Annotated in this window: 17 protein-coding genes; 9 read left to right on the forward strand and 8 right to left on the reverse strand. The window is 68.5% G+C overall.

The features are described 5' to 3' along the window. Positions 1 to 127 precede the first annotated feature (127 nt). Positions 128 to 997 carry an RDD family protein gene (locus VIM54_RS08310; protein WP_331900432.1) on the reverse strand — a complete coding sequence of 290 codons (870 nt, stop codon included), beginning with the start codon at positions 995 to 997 and terminating at the stop codon, positions 128 to 130. A gap of 17 nt (positions 998 to 1014) precedes the next feature. On the opposite strand from VIM54_RS08310, the gene VIM54_RS08315 reads away from it, so the two are divergent. The 3 genes from VIM54_RS08315 to VIM54_RS08325 all read left to right on the forward strand — a co-directional run bounded on the left by VIM54_RS08315 (position 1015) and on the right by VIM54_RS08325 (position 4003). After that, positions 1015 to 2010, forward strand: a complete 996-nt coding sequence (locus VIM54_RS08315; protein ID WP_331900433.1) for a stage II sporulation protein M — start codon at positions 1015 to 1017, stop codon at positions 2008 to 2010. 72 nt (positions 2011 to 2082) lie between these two features. After that, positions 2083 to 2514: a Fur family transcriptional regulator gene (locus VIM54_RS08320; protein WP_331900434.1), complete on the forward strand. Its 432-nt coding sequence runs from the start codon at positions 2083 to 2085 to the stop codon at positions 2512 to 2514. A 7-nt stretch (positions 2515 to 2521) separates the two neighbouring features. Further along, positions 2522 to 4003 carry a catalase gene (locus VIM54_RS08325; RefSeq protein ID WP_331900456.1) on the forward strand — a complete coding sequence of 494 codons (1482 nt, stop codon included), beginning with the start codon at positions 2522 to 2524 and terminating at the stop codon, positions 4001 to 4003. Positions 4004 to 4431: 428 nt separating this feature from the next. Here VIM54_RS08325 and VIM54_RS08330 read toward each other — a convergent pair whose 3' ends face one another. The 5 genes from VIM54_RS08330 to VIM54_RS08350 are packed head-to-tail and all read right to left on the reverse strand — an operon-like array spanning position 4432 to position 9849. Then, entirely contained in the window at positions 4432 to 5748 is a 1317-nt protein-coding gene (locus VIM54_RS08330) for a DUF58 domain-containing protein (RefSeq protein ID WP_331900436.1), read from the reverse strand. A gap of 2 nt (positions 5749 to 5750) precedes the next feature. Next, positions 5751 to 6764, reverse strand: coding sequence for a MoxR family ATPase (locus VIM54_RS08335; RefSeq protein WP_331900438.1), 1014 nt, complete (start codon positions 6762 to 6764; stop codon positions 5751 to 5753). 21 nt (positions 6765 to 6785) lie between these two features. Next, positions 6786 to 7979, reverse strand: a complete 1194-nt coding sequence (locus VIM54_RS08340; RefSeq protein ID WP_331900440.1) for a DUF4350 domain-containing protein — start codon at positions 7977 to 7979, stop codon at positions 6786 to 6788. Continuing rightward, positions 7976 to 8623 carry a DUF4129 domain-containing protein gene (locus VIM54_RS08345; protein ID WP_331900441.1) on the reverse strand — a complete coding sequence of 216 codons (648 nt, stop codon included), beginning with the start codon at positions 8621 to 8623 and terminating at the stop codon, positions 7976 to 7978. The genes VIM54_RS08340 and VIM54_RS08345 overlap by 4 nt, the downstream gene beginning before the upstream one ends. Continuing rightward, positions 8620 to 9849 (reverse strand): hypothetical protein, encoded by a 1230-nt coding sequence (locus tag VIM54_RS08350; protein ID WP_331900442.1) that lies wholly within the window; start codon positions 9847 to 9849, stop codon positions 8620 to 8622. Before VIM54_RS08350 ends, VIM54_RS08345 begins: the two co-directional genes overlap by 4 nt. Before the next feature lie 129 nt (positions 9850 to 9978). Between VIM54_RS08350 and mtrA the strand changes: the two genes are divergently transcribed. The 6 genes from mtrA (at position 9979) to secA (ending at position 18531) form a co-directional block, all read left to right on the forward strand. Further along, positions 9979 to 10659, forward strand: coding sequence for an MtrAB system response regulator MtrA (gene mtrA / locus VIM54_RS08355; protein ID WP_331900443.1), 681 nt, complete (start codon positions 9979 to 9981; stop codon positions 10657 to 10659). A 15-nt stretch (positions 10660 to 10674) separates the two neighbouring features. Next, positions 10675 to 12273 (forward strand): MtrAB system histidine kinase MtrB, encoded by a 1599-nt coding sequence (mtrB, locus tag VIM54_RS08360; RefSeq protein WP_331900444.1) that lies wholly within the window; start codon positions 10675 to 10677, stop codon positions 12271 to 12273. Next, positions 12266 to 13963: an LpqB family beta-propeller domain-containing protein gene (locus VIM54_RS08365; RefSeq protein WP_331900445.1), complete on the forward strand. Its 1698-nt coding sequence runs from the start codon at positions 12266 to 12268 to the stop codon at positions 13961 to 13963. Before mtrB ends, VIM54_RS08365 begins: the two co-directional genes overlap by 8 nt. Positions 13964 to 14031: 68 nt before the next feature. Further along, positions 14032 to 14676 carry a ComF family protein gene (locus tag VIM54_RS08370; RefSeq protein WP_331900446.1) on the forward strand — a complete coding sequence of 215 codons (645 nt, stop codon included), beginning with the start codon at positions 14032 to 14034 and terminating at the stop codon, positions 14674 to 14676. Positions 14677 to 14795: 119 nt separating this feature from the next. After that, positions 14796 to 15494 carry a ribosome hibernation-promoting factor, HPF/YfiA family gene (hpf, locus tag VIM54_RS08375; protein ID WP_331900448.1) on the forward strand — a complete coding sequence of 233 codons (699 nt, stop codon included), beginning with the start codon at positions 14796 to 14798 and terminating at the stop codon, positions 15492 to 15494. A 253-nt stretch (positions 15495 to 15747) separates the two neighbouring features. Then, positions 15748 to 18531, forward strand: a complete 2784-nt coding sequence (secA, locus tag VIM54_RS08380; protein WP_331900450.1) for a preprotein translocase subunit SecA — start codon at positions 15748 to 15750, stop codon at positions 18529 to 18531. Here secA and VIM54_RS08385 read toward each other — a convergent pair. Continuing rightward, positions 18528 to 19619 carry an IS630 family transposase gene (locus VIM54_RS08385; RefSeq protein WP_331900452.1) on the reverse strand — a complete coding sequence of 364 codons (1092 nt, stop codon included), beginning with the start codon at positions 19617 to 19619 and terminating at the stop codon, positions 18528 to 18530. The genes secA and VIM54_RS08385 overlap by 4 nt on opposite strands. Before the next feature lie 134 nt (positions 19620 to 19753). Beyond that, the coding region (locus VIM54_RS08390) for a hypothetical protein (protein WP_331900454.1) at positions 19754 to 20103 on the reverse strand (350 nt) is incomplete at its 5' end.

The raw sequence follows: 20103 nt of genomic DNA on the forward strand, positions 1-20103 counted from the left end.
GTCGTCACCGACACGCCGGGGCCGGCCAAGGATTGCATGGATTTCGGATTTCGGATTTCGGATTTCGGATGGCAGGGGCAGGGGCAGGGGCAGGGGCAGGGGCAGGGGCAGCGCAGGCGGGGCGGTCTCAGCGGTCGGGGAAGTCGTGCGGGAGCGTACGGAGCACCGGGGTGAGGTGCTCGAGGCGCTCGCGTTCGAGCTGCAGCGCGCGGAATTCGCGCTCGCGGCGGATCACCGAGGCGCCGGCGAGGAACAGCTCGGGGTGCACCCGTGGCAGCGGCGAGACGAAGGCCGACGCCTCGTTGGCGAGGTCGCGGGCCAGCCTCGCCCGCGCCTCGGGCGACAGGCGGGCGGCCTGGCCGAGGAACTGGGTGATCCGCCGCGCCAGTCCGTCCGGCAGACGCGCCACATCCGCGGTCTTCGACCACTCGAGGAGCTCCACCGGCATGCCGAATACCGCCGGGGTGGGGCCGGAGACCCGCTCGTTCTGGCTGTAGGTGCCGGCGAGCAGGTCGCCGAGCCGCTTCGACCGACCGTTGAGCATGGCCACCGTCGCGGCGATGCCGCCGAGGGTGAAGAAGATCTCGAGCACGCCGGTGAGCGCGCGGATGAAGGCGTGCCGAAAGGCGATCGAGCCCCCGTCGTCCCGCACGATCCTGGCGCCGATCGCGAGCCGGCCGAGGGACTTGCCCTGCGTCGCCGTCTCTACCGCCGTCGGCAGCACGATGAGGCAGAACACGAGGGCGGCGACGGCGGCCGCGGCCCCGCTCGCCTCGTCGAGGATGCTGTCGAACAGGGGGGAGGAGAGGGCGAGGATGATGAGCAGCCAGGTGCCCAGGTAGACCGCGAAATCGATGAGCGCTCCGGCGGCCCTCAGCACGAAACTGGTCGGCCGTAGATCGAGCGCGACCGCCTCGCCGGTCATGAGCTCGGCATCGTCCTCCGGCGTCGTCGGCGCGGAAGATGCGACAAAAGCGGAGCGGGGCTCGTATGCCATGTCTAGTATTTAAGCAGATGGATCTTGACGCCTATTCCGCCGCCCACCGCGATGAGTGGGACGAGCTTGCCCGGCTCGGCAAGAAGCGCCGCTTCACCGGCGCCGAAGCCGACCAGCTGATCGAGCGCTACCAGTCCGGGTCGAGCCAGCTCTCGGCGATCAAGACCACGGCCGGCCAGACGATTCAGGGCGACCGGCTCTCCGTCGGGCTCTCCCGCGCGCGCCTGCGCTTCACCGGCGCCGGCCGCAATGTGGTGAGCCGGGTGCCCCAGTTCTTCGCCGCCCAGTTGCCCGCAGCGCTCTTCCGCATCCGCTGGCTCTGCGTCGCCGTCGCCTTCGCGACCGCACTCGTCGCCACGCTGTACGCCCTGTGGGCGCTCAACACGCCCGGGGTGATCGCGAACTTCGGCACGGAGGAGTTCCGCAAGCAGTTCGTGGAGCAGGACTTTGTCGACTACTACTCCAACCACTCGCCGTCGTCGTTCACCGGCCAGGTCTGGACCAACAACGCCTGGCTTGCCGCGCAGTGCATCGCGTATGGGATTTTCGGGGTCTGGGCGCCTTTCCTCATGCTACAGAATGCGCAGCAGATCGGACTCTCCGCTGCGCTCATGGCGTCCCACGGCCGGCTCGACATCTTCTTCCTCTACATCGCACCGCACGGCCAGCTCGAGCTCTACTCGATCTTCACCGCGGGGGCGGCGGGCATGGCCATCTTCTGGGCGTGGATCGCGCCGGGCGCCCGCACGCGGGCCAGGGCCCTGGCCGAGGAGGGTCGAGCCCTGTTCACGGTCGTGATCGGTCTCATCCTCTCCCTCCTGGTCTCAGGGATCATCGAGGGGTTCGTCACGCGCCAGGACTGGCCGTGGGTGATCAAGATCGGGATCGGCTCGGTCGCCCTCGGCGCGTTTCTCTTCTACCAGTGGGTGATCGGGCGGCGCGCGCACCGGGCGGGCGAGACGGGCGATCTGGGCGAGTTCGAGGCGGGAGCCCGCCAGATCGTGGCGGGCTAGCAGTATCCCCACCGGGGTCGCGTGTGCCCCGCCAATTATGAATCGTTCACGATAAGTGGCAGAGTGGAGCGAGTGACCGCGCCCATCGAATCCCAGCTGCACGGGCAGGGGCTCCGCGTCACCCCCGGTCGGCTCGCGGTTCTCGCGGCGCTCGAGCGGTTGCCGCACTCCGACGCCGAGACGCTCTGCCACGCGGTGCGTTCCGAGCGCCCGGACATGTCTGTGCAGTCTGTGCACAACGTGCTGGCCGACCTCACGGCCGCCGGCCTCGTGCGGCGCATCGAGCCCGCACGCTCCCCGGCGCTGTACGAACGCCGCATCGGTGACAACCACCACCACATCGTCTGCACCGGCTGCGGGGCGGTCGCCGACGTCGACTGCGTGCACGGCTCGGCACCGTGCCTCGCACCGAACGACCCGAGCGGGTACATCATCACCACCGCCGAAGTGACTTTCTGGGGCCTCTGCGCCCCCTGCCAGCACGCCAACGACCGCAAGAAATGAAGGAGACATCGTGACGGAACCCACCACATCCCAGACCGGAACCCCGGTAGCGAGCGACGAGCATTCGCTCACCGTCGGGGCCGACGGCGCTGCGGTGCTGCACGACCGGTACCTCGTCGAGAAGCTCGCGCAGTTCAACCGCGAGCGCATCCCGGAGCGGATCGTGCACGCCAAGGGTGGCGGGGCGTTCGGCACCTTCGAGGTGACCGAGGACGTGTCACGCTTCACCCGCGCCGCCGTCTTCCAGCCGGGCACCACCACCGAGACGCTGCAGCGTTTCTCGAGCGTCGCCGGCGAGCAGGGCAGCCCGGACACCTGGCGCGATGTGCGCGGTTTCTCGGTGAAGTTTTATACCACCGAGGGCAACTACGACATCGTCGGAAACAACACGCCGGTGTTCTTCATCCGCGACGGCATCAAGTTTCCGGACTTCATCCACTCGCAGAAGCGTCTCCCGGGATCCGGGCTGCGCGATCCAGACATGCAGTGGGACTTCTGGACGCTGTCGCCGGAGTCCGCCCACCAGGTCACCTACCTCATGGGGGACCGTGGCCTGCCGCGTTCCTGGCGCGAAATGCCCGGCTTCGGCTCGCACACCTACCAGTGGATCAATGCCGAAGGCGCGCGCTTCTGGGTGAAGTACCACTTCACCTCCAACCAGGGCAACGTCGAGATCGGCGGCGCGGAGGCCGAGCTCATCGCCGGCGCCGACGCCGACTACTACCGCCGCGACCTGCACGACGCGATCGAGTCCGGCGACTTCCCGTCCTGGGATGTCCACGTGCAGGTGATGCCGTACGAGGACGCGAAGTCCTACCGCTTCAACCCGTTCGACCTCACCAAGGTGTGGCCGAAGGCGGACTACCCGCTCATCAAGGTGGGCACGCACACGCTCGACCGCAACCCGGAGAACTTCTTCGCGCAGATCGAGCAGGCGGCGTTCTCCCCGGCGAACACGGTGCCCGGCATCGCGGTGAGCCCGGACAAGATGCTGCTGGCGCGCGTGTTCTCCTACCCGGACGCCCAGCGCTACCGGGTCGGCACCAACTACAACGAGATCCCGGTCAACGCCCCGATCGCGCCCGTGAACAGCTACACGCAGGACGGCGCGGGGCGTCACGGCTTCAAGCCGGCCGCGTCTCCCGTCTATGCGCCGAACTCGTTCGGTGGTGCGGTGGCGGATGCCGCGGCCGCCGCCGAGGGAAGCTGGGAGAGCGACGGGGACCTCGTGCGCTCGGCGGCCACCCTGCACTCCGAGGACAGCGACTTCGGGCAGGCCGGCACGCTGTACCGGGACGTGTTCGACGACACGGCGAAGGACCGCTTCCTCGACACCATCACCGGTGCCGTCGGCGGCGTCCAGTCCGCGGAGATCCGGGAACGCGCCATCCAGTACTGGACCAACGTGGATGCCGGCCTCGGCGACGCGCTGCGCACGGCGCTCTCGGTTTCCGACTCGAGCCCGGAGTTCGTCGGGGTCGCCGAGTAGGGCCCGCGGGGCCTTTCGGGTCTCGCGGGTCTCTCGGGTCCTTCGGCGCTCTCGGGCTCGTGGTGGGGCCCGTCGTCGGGACTGTTCCCGGGCGACGGGCCCCAATCGCGACAGAGGGACGGCACTACTCCGGCAGACTCCAGTTGTGCAGGACGCGTTCTGCAGGACGCGTTCTGCGCTGGCCTTCCTGCAGAACCTCTCCTGTCCCGCAGAAGCTGTCCTGTCCTGCACATCCTTGACTTGAACATCCGTGTCCTGCACGACCTGTCCTGCACGACTGGAGTCTCCCGGGGCGGCAGGCTGCAGCAGACTCCGGTTATGCAGTACGCCGCCTGCAGGGCCCGTCCTGCACGACGTGTCCTGCGCGACGTGTCCTGCACAACGGGAGTCTTCCCGGGGCGGGGCGGGGCGCAGAGGCGCGGGGAAGCCTACAGCCGCCCGGCGGCCTTGAGCGCGATGTAGCGGTCGGCGAGGCCCGGCGGGAGATCCGCCGGGGTGCCGGTCACGACATCCGCCCCCAGCTGCCGGATGGCGGCCGCGATCCTGGTCGAGTCGAGCGCCGAACGCTCCGCTGCCGCCGCGCGGTAGACCTCGTCCCGGTTCGAACGCTCGCGGGTCGCCTCGGCGATCGTCGGGTCGACCACCGACGACACCACGACCATGTGTTTGCGGGTGAGCTGCGGGAGCACGGCGAGCAGGCCCTGGGATGCCCCGGCCGCCTCGATCGAGGTCATGATCACGACGAGCGCGCGATGGCTCGTGATCGACGCGACCAGCCCGGGCACCGCCGACCAGTCCATCTCGATGAGCTGCGGGTCGATCGGCGCCATCACGTTCACCATGCGGGACAGCAGTTCGGCCCCGGTCGCTCCCTGCACCCGTCCGCGCACCCGGCGGTCGTAGACCACGAGGTCGACGCGGTCGCCGGCCCGCGTCGCGAGGGCGCCGAGCAGCAGCGACGACTCGAATGCCGTGTCGATGCGCGGCTCGTTGGCGATGCGGGCGGCGGAGGTGCGGCCGCTGTCGATCACGATCACCACCCGACGATCGCGCTCGGGGCGCCACGTGCGCACGACGAGTTGCGGCCCGGCGCCGGTTGACGGATCGGTGCGCCGCGCGGTCGCCCGCCAGTCGATCGATCGCACGTCGTCCCCGCGCACGTATTCGCGCAGGCTGTCGAACTCGGTGCCCTGGCCCCGGATCATCACACTCGTCTTGCCGTCGAGCTCCCTCAGCCGCGCGAGCCGCGACGGAAGGTGCTTGCGTGAGTTGAAGGGCGGGAGCACGCGGATGGCGCCGGCGAGTTCCAGGGTGGCCTGGCGGGCCAGCAGGCCGAGCGGTCCGAACGACCGCACCGTCACCTGCGCGGCCCTGCGTTCGCCGCGGCGGAACGGGGTGAGGGTCGTCACGATCGCTCGCCGCTCCCCGGGTGGCAGGTCCAGCCGCGCGCGGCTGGGGCTTGCCCCGGCCGACGGCTGCCAGCCGTCGCGCACGATCCCGCGAACCCGCCGCCGGCCGGCGTTGGCCAGGTACAGGGTCGAGGCGACACTCTCGCCGAGACGCACGCGCTCCGGCAGGTCGCGGTGGAGCACGAGGGTCCGGGGCGAGCCGGCGAGGATGAGGTCCCCGGTCCCCACGAGCGCGACGACGGCGAGCCAGCCGAGCAGCCATACCGGGTCGTCGAGCAGCACGATCGGCACGACGCCGAGCGCGACGAGCAGCACGAAACGACCGGAGACCGCCATGGCTAGATCGGCACCTGCACCTGTTGCATGATCGAGCGGAGGATCGAGTCGGACGACACGCCCTCGAGCTCTGCCTCCGGCCGGAGCTGCACCCGGTGCCGCCAGACCGGCAGAAGCATCGCCTGCACGTGATCGGGCGTGATCGCCGTCGAGCCGTTCAGCCAGGCCCACGCCTTCGCGGCCGAGAGCAGGGCCGTCGTTCCGCGCGGGCTCACCCCGAGCTTCACCGACGGGCTCTGCCGGGTGGCGCGGGCGAGGTCCACGACGTAGGCGATCACGTCGGGGCTCGAGCCGACGAGGGCGACCTCGGCCTGCGCAGCGGCGAGACCCGCGGCGTCGAGCACGGCGTTCACTCCGGCGGCCTCGAGGTTGCGCGGGTTGAAGCCGGCGGCGCTCCTGGTGAGCACCTCCACCTCATCCGCCCGCTCCGGGATGTCGAGAACGAGCTTGAGCAGGAAGCGGTCGAGCTGCGCCTCGGGCAGCGTGTACGTGCCCTCGTGCTCGATCGGGTTCTGGGTGGCGGCGACGATGAACGGCACCGGGAGCAGGCGGGTGTCGCCGTCCACACTCACCTGGCGCTCCTCCATCGCCTCGAGCAGGGCGGCCTGGGTCTTCGGGGGAGTGCGGTTGATCTCGTCGGCGAGCAGGATGTTGGTGAACACCGGACCTGCCCGGAAGTCGAATTCGCCGAGCTTGGCGTCGTAGACGAGGGAGCCGGTCACGTCGCCGGGCATGAGGTCCGGGGTGAACTGCACGCGCTTGGTGTCGAGCCGCAGCGCGCGGCTCAGTGTGCGCACGAGCAGGGTCTTGGCGACCCCTGGCACTCCCTCGAGCAGCACGTGGCCGCCGGCCAGCAGGGCGATGATGAGCCCGGTGACCGCTCCGTCCTGGCCGACGACGGCCTTGCCCACCTCGGTGCGCACGCGGGCGAACTGGTCGCGCACGGCGGACGGGAACTGCGGGCGTGGCTCGTGCGCTGCCGGGGCTTCCGGCGATCCTTGGGCGGTGTCAGTCATGCGTTCATTCTCCATGGTCGGTCAGGCGGGGCGAATCGAGCGGGCGACCGAGCGCTCGAGTTCGAGGAGCCGGTCGGACAGTCGCACGAGTTCGCGGTCGGTGCGGGGGGTCTCGTCGAGCAGCAGCGAGCGCAGCTGCCTCGGGTCGGCGCCGGTGACGGCGCATGCCGCGGCGATCACCTCGTCCACGGGCGCGAGGCGCGGCAGCCCGCACTGGGCGGCGACGCGGGCGATCGTGCCGACCCGCAGCGAATCGAGGGCGCGCAGCCGCGCCCCGCCGCGCTGGTAGAGCCGGGCCCGCCCCTCCATCGTCTCGCTCGCGCGCACGGTCACCGGAAGGTTCTCGACCACCAGCGGCCCCATCCGGCGGCCGCGCCAGAACGCGGCGACGATCGCCACGATCACGAGCAGCGCCATCACCGAACTGACCCAGACCGGGGTGAGCTCGGCGATGCTCGGGGCGCCGGCGGCCGCGCTGTCGTCGATCGTCGGCAGGTACCAGACGAGCCGCTGGTTGGCGCCGAGCAGGTTGAGCGCGAGGGCGGCGTTGCCGCGCTCAGCGACGTGCTCGTTCGACAGGGCGTCCGTCGTGCCGAGCACGGTGATCGTGTGGGGGCCGCGCTCGAGACGGATGAGGGAGAAGGCCCGCGACCCGCTGCCCAGGCAGCGTGTGGCCACCGTGTCCTTCCCGGTCACCCGGTAGCCGCGGCCCGCCCCGTTTACCGAGTCCGCCTTCGCCACCGCGGGCAGTGTGCAGTCGCTGCGCAGCACCTTCCGGTTCACTGTTCCGGCCTGGGCGACCTCGGGGGCCACCGCCCTCAACTGGGCGAACCCCGGGGTGAGCACCACGACATCCCGGGCGAGGCCGGTGATCTCGGTGAGGTGCGCTTCGTCGAGGAAGTCGCCCGAGTCGTAGAGGAACAGGGTGGAGTCCGGCTGGGCGACGATGGCGGACTTTGCCGAGCCGAACGAGCCGGCCACCCGCACGTCCACCCCCTGCTGCCGCAGCACCTCGGCGACGGCCATGCTGCCGATCGGCCCGGGATTCGTGGCCGAGAACTCGGTGCCCCGGGAGAGGGCCGACCCGGTGAGGGCGATCCCGAGGATCGCGACCAGCACGAGGAAGGCCGCGGCGAGAATCCAGAACAACGACCGCCGGGTGGCCCGACGAATCGTCGGCGTGGTCGGTGCCGCCGTCATTGGTGTCGCGGTCATCCGCCGCCGCCCGCGGTCGCCAGGGGGGACCGGATGGACCGCAGCTCGGCCTCGAGCTCGGCGGCGCGGCGGTAGGCCGCCTCCGTGCCGAGCCCGTCGAGGTAACGCACCTCGTCGAACACGGCGGCCGTGGAGGCGAGTGCCGCGGAGAGCGACGGGAAGAGGGCTCCCGCCCGAGCGGAGAACTCCCGGGCGGTGGTGCCCGGCGAGGTTGTGAGGATGGTGCGCTCGGCGAGGCCCCGCGCGATCGAGCGGAACATCTCCTCGATCGCAAGCGCCCAGTCGTCCACTGCCGCCGCCTGGTTCGCCGCGCGCCGCATCGCCGCGGCATCGCGTTCGTCGCCTACGCCGAAGAGGGCGCCGGTGACCGCGCTGCGGCGCCCCAGCCGCGGCACGCCGAAGATGAGAAAGGCGACCACGACGACGGCGAGCACCACGAGGGCCGCGACCGCGAGGATGGGTCCCTGGAACGAGCCGCCCACCCCGGCGGTGAGCGACTTCAACCAGTCCCAGAACGCGGCGGACACCCGGTCGAACCAGGTGGGCTGCGCCGCGCGGTACTGGGTCTTGGCGAGTTCGGCAATGATCCACTGCTGGGCCTGGGCGGCATCCGGGTCGACCGGAACGTTGAACTGCAGGTTCATGCCCAGGGCGAATCGTCCGCCGCCGGCACGGGCACGCCGGTCTCCCTCGGCAGGTACGGGTCGGCGACACCGGTGTCGCCGGACTGCCTGGCCTCGACGAAGCGCACGAGTTCCAGGTCCAGCCCCTCGCGGCGCATCCGCAGGTCGACGTAGAGCAGCGCGATCGTCGCCGTCTGCACCACGGTGCTGATCGCGAGGAACACGACGGTCACGATCACCGTCACCACCAACAGGCCGACCCTGACGACCCCCGTGACCGCGCCCCGCTGGCCGTTCGGGTCCAGGAGGCCGACCACGATCGGCGCGATGAAGCTGAGCGGCGCCGAGACGACCTGCGAGATCACGCTGATGATCACACTCACCAGCAGCTGGATGCCGAACACCCGCCAGAACGAGCCACGCGTGAGGTTCCAGGAGCGGGCTACCGCCTGCCGGATGCCGAGGCGTTCGATCATGAGCACGCTCGGCACGAGGCTGAGTTTGGTGGTGAACCAGGCGGCGGCCACCACGAAGCCGAGGCCGCCGAAGACGCCGAGCAGCACCCCGATCACGATACCGGCCACGCCGAGCGTCGCCACGACGAGGGCAACGAGCCCGACGAGCACGACGAATGCGACCAGGATCACCGCGCCCACGATGAGGGTCCAGCCGACGAGGGCGCCGATGCGCCCGCGCGCCCGACGGTACAGTTCGCGGAAGGTCTGCTTCTCGCCGAGCGTGGCGCGGGAGATCTCGAGCACGATGATTCCCTGCACCAGCGCGCCCACTATCGCCGACAGCAGCACCGGCACGAGGCTCGCGAGACCGATCGTCGCGACCGACCCGGCCACGATCGTGGCGTTGTCGGCGCTCGTGCTTGAGTAGATGCGCGAGAACGACAGGAACGTGACGAGGCCGATTACCGCGTAGAGGAGGAGGTACGCCGACCCCTGAAGTAGCAGGGCCGCCCCAAAAGTGGGGCGCGGATTGCGCCGGAGCACGCGGAACGACGCGCCGAGGATGGTGCCGAGGTCGAGTGGTCGCAGCGGGATGAGCCCCGGCTTCGGCGGCGGCGTCCAGCCGGGCTGCCCCTGCGCCGGCTGCGGTCCGGACCCCTGCCCGGGCGGGGTGTAGTAGCCGGAGGCGGGTGACGGCACGGGCGGAATCGGCGGGATTCCGGGCGCGCCCGCTCCGTTTGCGCCGCCTGGACGGTCTCCGGGCGACTGCCACTGCGTGTCGTCGGTCACTCGCGTTCCCCTCGGTCGGCTCCAGTGGGCTTCACACCCTCGGCAATTATGCTTTCACACTCGACTACTCTTGTGCGAAAGCCTCATGAAACCCGAAATCACCGGGGGCTCCGATCCAAAGACGGGACGATGATCGCACGAATTCTTGTGGTGGACGATGACACCGCGCTCGCAGAAATGATCGGCATCGTTCTCCGTTCGGAGGGCTTCGAGCCTATCTTCTGTTCCGACGGCTCTCTTGCCTTCGAGGCCTTCCGCGCGGCCAAACCCGACCTGATCCTTCTCGACCTGATGCTCCCGGGCAAGGACGGCATCGAGGTGTGCGCGGAGATTCGCACCGAATCCGGCGTGCCCATCATCATGCTGACCGCCAAGTCGGAGTCGTCGGATGTGGTGCGCGGTCTCGAGAGCGGGGCGGACGACTACGTCGTCAAGCCCTTCAATCCCAAGGAACTCGTCGCGCGCATCCGCACCCGCCTTCGCCCGACGCCTACCGGCACCGCCGACGTGCTGCAGGTGGGCGACCTGCGGCTCGACGTGGCCGGCCACGAGGTGCGGCGCGGAGACAACAAGATCAACCTCACCCCGCTCGAGTTCGAGCTGCTGCTTGCGCTGGCGCTCAAACCGCAGCAGGTCTTCACGCGCGAGATGCTTCTCGAACAGGTGTGGGGTTACCACTACAAGGCAGACACCCGCCTCGTGAATGTGCACGTGCAGCGGCTGCGCGCGAAGGTCGAAGACGATCCGGACAACCCGCGGATCGTGATGACCGTTCGCGGTGTCGGCTATCGCGCGGGTGCCAGCACCTAACTCGTCCGGCTCCCCATGAAAATCCTCGACTGGCGGTCGTATCTCGGTCGGCTCGTTCGGTTCTGGCGCACGTCGCTGCAGTTCCGCACGGTCACCATTACCGTCGTGCTCTCCGGCCTCGCCGTGCTCATCATCGGGTCGTCGATCGTCGTGAGCATCGGCAACAACCTCTTCGCGTCGCGCAGCAACCAGGTGCAGGATGAGGCGCGCAGCGCCCACAACCTCGCCCAGGGCATCTTCGACGCGGCCACGCCCGTCGGCGACCAGGGTCCAACGGTCGAGCTGGATAGCCTCCCGGGCACCGTGCGGGACAAGATCCTGCCCTCCACGACCGCCCAGGGCGGCACGGCGTTCGCGATCCTGCGTACTCCGGGGCAGACCACCTCGGCGATCATGCAGCCGGCGAGCTCCACCAACTTTCCGGATGTCGTCACGGAGGCCCTGCGCAAGAGGGTCGTCGCCGACCCCCAGCACGTGCAATTCCAGTCGGTGACGCTCACCGACGGGTCGCCGGGGCTCGTCGTGGGTTCGAACGTGACGGTGCCGTCGGCCGGCAGCTACGAGCTGTACCTCGTCTACGACCTCTCGCAGGTTGCCGTCACCCTCACCTTCGTGAAGCAGACGCTCCTTCTCGGCGGGCTCGCCCTCATCCTGCTCATCGGGGCGGTCACCTACATCGTCGTTCGACTCGTGGTCGGGCCGATCAGGGTGGCCGCAGAAACGAGTGAGAAGCTGGCCGCCGGGCAGCTCGAGCAGCGCATTCCGGAGAAGGGAGACGACGTGATCGCCACCCTCGCGCGCTCCTTCAACGGCATGGCAGACAGCCTGCAGGAGCAGATCACCAAGCTCGCCGAGCTCTCACGACTGCAGCAACGCTTCGTCTCCGACGTGTCGCACGAACTGCGCACCCCGCTCACGACGATCCGGCTCGCCGGAGACGTGCTCTACGACCAGCGCGAGTCATTCGAGCCGTCGACCGCGCGCACGGCAGAGCTCTTGCACACCCAGGTGCAGCGCTTCGAGGTGCTGCTCGCCGACCTTCTCGAGGTGAGCCGCTACGACGCGGGCGCCGTCGAGCTCGAACTCGAGCCGACCAACCTGGTGCGGCTGGTGGAGGGCGCCGTGGAAACGATGCAGCCGCTCGCCGACGAGCGGGGATCGGCCATGCGGCTCGTCGCCCCCGGCGGGTACTTCGAGGCCGAGGTGGATGCCCGGCGCATCCGCCGCGTGCTGCGCAATCTCCTCGGCAATGCGATCGAGCACGGCGAGGGACGGCCCATCGTCGTGATGGTGGACAGCAACGAGAGCGCCATCGCGCTCGTCGTGCGGGACTACGGGATCGGGATGAAGCCGTCGGAGGTGTCCCGCGTCTTCGACCGGTTCTGGCGGGCCGACCCGTCCCGGCAGCGCACCATTGGCGGCACGGGCCTCGGGCTCGCGATTTCGCTCGAGGACGCCGCGCTGCATGACGGCTGGCTCGAGGTCTGGTCCGAGTTCGGGGTCGGCACCTGTTTTCGGCTCACCCTTCCGCGCGAACGCGGCAAGCCGATCGTGTCGTCGCCGCTCGACCTGCCCCCCGACGACTCGATCCCCCTCGGGGGTGAGAATGCCTGAGCGCCCCGTCTTGCGCCGCGCGCTCGCGGCCGTGATCGCGCTCGCCGTCGTCGGCGCAGCCAGCGGTTGTGTCGGCATCCCCGGCGATGGACCGGTGAACCAGGGACTGTCGCTCAGCGCGGGGTCCGGCGGAGCTAACTTCGACTTCAACCCGGAGGGACCGGAGATCGGGGCGAGCAAGGAGACCATCCTCAAGGGATTCGTCGCCGCGTTCACCTCGGCGACCGGCGGCTACGCCGTGGCCAAGAAGTTCCTCGCGTCAAGCTTCAAGGACAAGTGGGACCCGCGCGCGAGCGTGCAGGTGCGCACCGGGCAGCCGCGGCTCGCGCCGGTGAACGACACCACCATCCTGTACTCGTTCAACACGATCGCCACCGTCGACGCCCTCGGCGCCTACACCGAGTCCTCCCAGCCGTCGACGCTGCAGTTCGGCTTCGTGAAGGAGGCCGGCCAGTGGCGCATCAACGCCGCGCCGGCCGGGATCGTGCTCTCCGACCAGACGTTCCAGCGCATCTTCACCCAGCAGACGCTGTACTTCCTCGACTCGAACAACGAGCACCTCGTGCCCGACCTGCGCTGGTTCCCCCGCGGAACGGCCGCGACCGGCGTCGCCACCTCGTTGCTCGCCGGCCCTCCCGCCTGGCTCAAGGGGGCGGCGTTCTCGCGCTTTCCGGAGGGCACCCAGCTCAGCGACGCGGGCAGCATCGTCACGCCGGAGGACGGGGTCGCCACCATCGACCTCTCCAAGGAGGCGTTGGCGGCGAGTCCGCGCGAGCGCCAGCTCATGAAGGTGCAGCTCTCGGAGAGCCTGCGCTCGGTCGGCAACATCTCGAGCGTGAGGATCTCAGTGGAGGGGACCCCGCTGCAGAGCGACGACCTCGGCCCGAGCGGCCCGCAGGCCGACACCAAGGTGGACGCGCAGGCGCTGGTGCTGCGCAAGGGCGAGTTTGGGTTCTACTCCAACGGTCAGGTCGCCGCCCTCAGCCTGAGCCGGGCAGTCGTCGCCCTCAAGACGCGCGCGGCGACCCTGTCGTCCGACGGGGCCTCGATCGCGGTGCTCGGCACCGGAGGGGTGTCCCTGCTGCGCAAGGGCGTGGCCCAGACCGCGCCGATCGACGCACGCGACGATCTCGTGCCGCCGTCGCTCGACGAGAACGGCTATGTCTGGTCCGTGCCGTCGAACCAACCCAACGCCATCACGGCGTTCGACCAGGCGGGCGTCGCGCACGCGGTCAAGGCGGCCCTCCCGGGCGATTCGCAGATCCAGTCCCTCGAGGTGTCGCGAGACGGCGCCCGGGTGGTGATCCTGCTCTCGACCCCCACCGGCCCGCGGCTCATCGTCTCGGCGATCCTGCGCGACCCGGACAAGCAGGCGCCGCTGAGCCTCAAGGCGCCCATCGTCGACCTGCCCCTCGGCGACGGCGTCGCGGTCGACGCGACGTGGGTGGACCAGTTGACCGTGGCGACCCTCGTGTCGACCGGCGAGGGGTCGAGCGTCGAGGCGTTCACTATCGGGGGCCAGCGCCAGTCGCTCGACAGCCTGCCGTCCGCCACGGCGACCGCCATCGTGGGCGGCAACGGCCAGACGGGGTTGCGCGTGCTCGCCGGCGACTCCACGATCTGGGCCTATCAGGGCAGCAGCTGGCAGAACACCAGGGTCAAGGTCGACTTCATCGCCACCCAGCGCTGACCCGTCGGTTGTGCACAAATCCCTGGCCCGCCGGCAACGGCGGGCCCTCCTGAGGGCACGCTTGGCCGATGAATCGGTTTCTCCTCGACGCGGCGCTCGACGCCTGGTCGGTGTTGCTGCCGGTGAGCTGCGCGGGCTGCGGTGCGGACGACCGCGGGCTCTGCCTCGGCTGCCGAGCCGCCCTCGAGCCGCTCCCGCGCGGCATCCGTCTCGCCGACGGCACCACGGTGACGTCGGCGCTGCGGTACGACGGGCTCGTGCGGCGGGCAATCCTGGCCTTCAAGGAGCAGGGAAGGACGGATGTCGCTCGGGCGCTCGCTCGACCGCTCGCCGCAGCGATCACCGCCGCCGTGCACGGCCCGGTGGAGCTCGTGGCCGTGCCGTCCAGCCGTGGTTCGTACCGCCGGCGCGGCTTCGACCCGGTCGCGGTGCTCGTGCGCAGGACCGGACTCGGGCCGCCCGCGAGGGTGCTCGCCCCCTCGGCCGCCAGAACCGAGCAGAAGTCCCTCGGCAGGGAGGACCGCGCGCGCAACCTGCCGGGATCGATGCGGGCGACGATGCCTCTCTCCGGGCGCCGTTTCGTGCTCATCGACGACGTGCTCACCACCGGGGCGACCATCACCGAGGCGGCCCGTGCGCTGCGCGCGGCGGGCGCGGAGGTCGTCTCGGCGGCCACTCTCGCCGATACGCCGAAGCGGTCAGGCAATTCCTAGGACACACACCGGCAAACCAGTGACACGGCACGTGCAACAGGTCTACGGTGGGCGAAAGAGGCGCGGATTGATCGCCTGGTTCCACCGGGCATCGCGCCAACCAGGAACTGGGGAGAGCCATGGAAATTTCCATCACCGGCCGCAACCTAGGGATCACTGATCGATTCCGGGCGTATGCAACCGAAAAGGCCGAGAAGATCGCCCACCTGGCCGACAAGGCCCTCGCGTTCGAGGTGAAGGTCAGTCGGCATAACGAGAAGCTCGGCTCGAGCGGCGACGATCGTGTCGAGCTGACCCTCATCGGACCTGGCCCCCTGGTCCGCGCAGAATCCACCGGCCCGGACAAGTACGTGGCCTTCGACCTCGCGATCGACAAGCTCGTCGAGCGACTGCGCCGGGCCAAGGATCGACACAAGGTGCATCGAGGCAAGCATCGACCCACTTCCCTGCGCGAGGCGAGTTCGAACGGCTTCAGCGTCACCGACATCCGCCCGGCCGACCCGGCCGTGATGGAGAAGGTGCGCACCGGTTCGATCCCCACCGTGGAGAGCGTCGAGGAGGTGGCGGAGGTAGAGCCGGAGTGGAGTCCCGTCGTCATCCGCAAGAAGGTCTTCGCCTCCGTGCCGATGACCGTGGATGACGCGCTCTACTACATGGAGCTCGTCGGGCACGACTTCTACCTGTTCATCGATGCCGAAACGGGGCGGCCGAGCGTCGTCTACCGGCGCAAGGGCTGGGACTATGGCGTGATCGGTCTCGACCACGACGCCGAGGAGTTCCAGGAGGCCGCAACGGCCAACCGCAAACTGCGCGGCTGACTCCGGTCCCGGCGGGTGGCGAGTAGCCGCCCGTCGGGACCGCACGTTAACGGGGGTGCGGATGCCGGGAAGCGCCCGGTTGTCAGGCGGGGCGCAAGCTAGGCTTGCTACGATTACGGATTGGTCACGCGCGTCGCGCGAGTGGCACGGCGTGACCGAACCGAAAACTCGGGTCCGGCACCGACACAGGCGCCGCGCGGTCGAGATGACTGCGGCCAGCACCTGACCCGACTTGATGCATCTGGAGTGAGCAGTGGCCAACGTTCTTGAAAAGGTCCTTCGCGTCGGCGAAGGACGAACCCTTCGCAGGCTCGAGCGATACGCGCTCGCCGTGAACCACCTCGAGGACGACTTCAAGGAACTCAGCGACGAGGACCTGAAGAACGAGACGAACGAGTTCCGCGAGCGCTACTCGAACGGCGAGTCCCTGGAAGACCTGCTGCCGGAGGCCTTCGCCGCCGTGCGCGAGGCATCCACCCGCACCCTGGGCCTGCGTCACTTCGACGTGCAGCTCATGGGTGGCGCTGCCCTGCACCTGGGCAACATCGCGGAGATGAAGACCGGAGAGGGCAAGACCCTCGTGGCCACGCTCGCCGCGTACCTCAACGCCATCCCGTCCCGCGGTGTGCACGTGATCACCGTCAACGACTACCTCGCCAGCTACCAGTCGGAACTCATGGGGCGCATCTTCCGTGCTCTGGGTATGACCACCGGCTGCATCCTCTCCGGCCAGACCCCCGCCGAGCGCCGCGAGCAGTACGAAGCGGACATCACATACGGCACGAACAACGAATTCGGGTTCGACTACCTGCGCGACAACATGGCGTGGCAGGCGAGCGACATGGTGCAGCGCGGACACAACTACGCGATCGTCGACGAGGTCGACTCGATCCTCATCGACGAGGCGCGCACCCCGCTCATCATCTCCGGCCCGGCATCCGGCGAGGCCAACCGCTGGTTCAACGAGTTCGCGAACCTCGCCAAGAGGCTCATCCCCGATGCCGACTACGAGGTCGACGAGAAGAAGCGCACCGTCGGCGTGCTCGAACCTGGAATCGAGAAGGTCGAGGACTACCTCGGCATCGACAACCTGTACGAGTCGGCGAACACCCCGCTCATCTCGTTCCTCAACAACTCGATCAAGGCATCCGCCCTGTTCAAGAAGGACAAGGACTACGTCGTCATGAACGGCGAGGTGCTCATCGTCGACGAGCACACCGGCCGAATCCTCATGGGCCGCCGCTACAACGAGGGCATCCACCAGGCCATCGAGGCCAAGGAGGGCGTCGCGGTCAAGGCCGAGAACCAGACCCTCGCCACGGTGACCCTGCAGAACTACTTCCGCCTCTACAAGAAGCTCTCCGGCATGACCGGTACGGCCGAGACCGAGGCCGCCGAGTTTATGAGCACCTACAAGCTCGGTGTAGTCGCCATCCCGACCAACCGCCCGATGCAGCGCCTCGACCAGCCCGACCTCGTCTACAAGAACGAGGAGGCCAAGTTCGGCCAGGTCGTCGAAGACATCGTCCGACGCCACGAGAAGGGCCAGCCGGTTCTGGTCGGCACGACGAGCGTCGAGAAGAGCGAGTACCTCTCCAAGCTCCTCGCCAAGCGCGGCGTCAAGCACGAGGTGCTGAACGCCAAGAACCACGCACGCGAGGCCGCGATCGTCGCCCAGGCCGGCCGCCTGGGCTCCGTCACCGTCGCCACCAACATGGCCGGCCGCGGTACGGACGTGATGCTCGGCGGCAACGCTGAGTTCCTCGCCGTGGCCGAGATGAACCAGCGCGGCCTCAGCCCGGTCGACACCCCTGACGAGTACGAGTCCGAGTGGGATGCCGTGTTCGACCGGGTCAAAGCCATCGTCGGCGAAGAGGCCGAGAAGGTCGTGGCGGCAGGCGGACTCTACGTGCTCGGCACCGAGCGCCACGAGTCGCGCCGCATCGACAACCAGCTGCGCGGCCGCTCCGGTCGCCAGGGCGACCCGGGCGAGAGCCGCTTCTACCTCTCGCTCACCGACGACCTCATGCGCCTCTTCAACTCGGCGGCCGCCGAATCCCTCATGGGCCGCGGCAACGTTCCGGACGACCTGGCGATCGAGTCGAAGGTCGTGAGCCGCGCCATCCGCAGCGCCCAGAGCCAGGTCGAGGCGCGCAACGCCGAGATCCGCAAGAACGTGCTCAAGTACGACGACGTGCTCAACCGCCAGCGTGAGGCGATCTACGGAGACCGTCGCCACATCCTCGAGGGCGACGACCTGCAGGACCGCACGGCCAAGTTCCTCGAAGACGTGATCACCGAGGTCGTCGACGTTCACACCTCGGAGGGCCACGCGGATGACTGGGACCTCGACGCCCTCTGGACGGAGTTGGGCACGCTCTACCCCGTCTCGATCACGATCGATGAGCTGTACACCGAGGCCGGGTCGCGCAACAAGATCACCCGCGACTTCCTCGCGAACGAGATCCTGTCGGACGCGAAGCTCCAGTACGAGGCGCGCACCAAGGCCCTCGGCGAACCGGCCATGCGCGAGCTCGAACGCCGCGTCGTGTTGAGTGTGATCGACCGCCGCTGGCGCGACCACCTCTACGAGATGGACTACCTCAAGGACGGCATCGGCCTGCGGGCGATGGCCCAGCGCGACCCGCTCGTGGAGTACCAGCGCGAGGGTTTCGCCCTGTACCAGAGCATGATGGGCCAGATCCGCGAGGAGTCTGTCGGCTTCCTGTTCAACCTCGAGGTCGAGGTCACCGGCGGTGGCGAGGCGACCGCGGCCGTGCCGACCGTCGCGGCGAAGGGGCTCGGTGCCCCGGCGGCGCCCGTGGAGCGGCTCAGCTACTCCGCGCCGAACGCGGACGGCGAGGTCGAGGTGCGCAACCAGCGCGGACAGCTCGACCAGGGCGCCAGCGCCAAGGCGACGGATGCCGAGCACCAGGGCGGCCAGCGCGGAGCGTTCGGGCAGCGGACAGCTCCTGCGGGCCCCGCCCCGGCGAACCGGGCAGAGCGCCGTGCGCAGGAGAAGCGCAAGAGCAACTAGTGTCCTGCGCCGGTAGTTCGTTGTAGAAGTCGTTTGAGGCTGTCGAGGATCTGTTCCGCGGACTTGGTCCAGATGAACGGTTTCGGGTCCTGGTTCCAGTTCTTGACCCAGTTGCGGATGTCGGACTCGAGTGCCTGGACGCTGCGGTGGTCCGAGCGTTGCAGCAGGTCAGCGGTGACGTAGGCAAAGAATCGTTCGACCTGGTTGATCCAGGAGGAATAGGTGGGGGTGTAGTGCATGTGGAATCGAGGGTGCGTTTCTAGCCATTTCACGATCGTGGGGCTCTTGTGGGTCGCGTAGTTGTCGCAGACCAAGTGAACATCGAGTTCGTCGGGGACCTCGGTGTCGATCTTGTTCAGGAACTTCTTGAACTCGATGGCCCGGTGCCGGCGGTGAAGGCTGGAGATCACGGTGCCATCGATCGTGTTGAATGCGGCGAACAGACTGGTCGTGCCGTGGCGGACGTAGTCGTGGGTACGTTTCTCTGGCATGCCGGGCATCATCGGGAACGCGGGCTGGGACCGGGCTAACGCCTGCACTTGGGATTTCTCGTCCACGCAATAGACAACGGCCGCCTCGGGCGGGTTCAGATAGAGGCCGATGACGTCGTAGACCTTCTCCACGAACTGCGGATCGTTGGAGAGCTTGAACCCGTCCTCGCGGTGCGGTTTCAGCTCGAACGCCTTCCAGATCCGTCCGATCGTGGACTTCGACAAGCCACTGCGATCGGCCATCTTCGCCCTCGACCAATGCGTTGCATTCTTCGGCGTCGATTCCAGCGTTGCCACAACGACTTCCTCGACCCGCTCGGCCGTGATCGTCGGCGGGCGCCCCGGGCGCGGCTCGTCGACCAGCCCATCCAGTCGAGACTCCAGGAAGCGTGCACGCCACTTGCTGACCGTGTTCGTCGAGCAGCCCGCCCGCTCGGCCACCGCCTTGTTATCCAGACCTTCACCGCAGCCGAGCACGATCCGTGACCGCAACGCCAGAGCCTGCGAGGACTTCGCCCGTCGCGACCAGCGCAGCAACGTCTCCCGCTCCTCATCACTCAGAATCAGCTCAGTCTTCGGGCGTCCGGTCCTTGGCATGCCTCATTCTACAACTTAACCAGAGAATTTCAGGCGCAGGACACTAGTAGCAGTCGGCGATCTCAACATTGACGGGTCCGCCCATCGTCCAGGCACTCTTTGCGATGTGCGCCCACCTCGCGCGAAAAGCTCTCTCATGGCCACGACGGATCAATGTGGTCGCGAATGCCGCCTTGGACAGTTTCCAAGATGGCTTCGGTCTTCCAGACACGGCCAATGTCGGATTCACTATTAATCCGCCCAGAGTAGATGCCCAACAGCTCGTGTTGGGGCGGCAACCCCACAAACATGTTTCCGGTCTTGTCCACGAGCGATCCTCCGCCAAAAAAACTGATCACCGGCGAGCCCGATTGCCCAGGTCTTGTTCGGCTATCGATGAGGAACATGGGCTTGTCGTCGTAATCAAGTTCGGGCTCACTGGCAATACTTCCTTGGGCCCAGATCCCGATGCCTGCATTGGAAGCTAGCCCGAATGGAAACCCCA

The sequence above is a fragment of the Lacisediminihabitans sp. genome, assembly GCF_036569425.1.
In the GTDB taxonomy this organism is placed as follows: Bacteria; Actinomycetota; Actinomycetes; order Actinomycetales; family Microbacteriaceae; genus Lacisediminihabitans.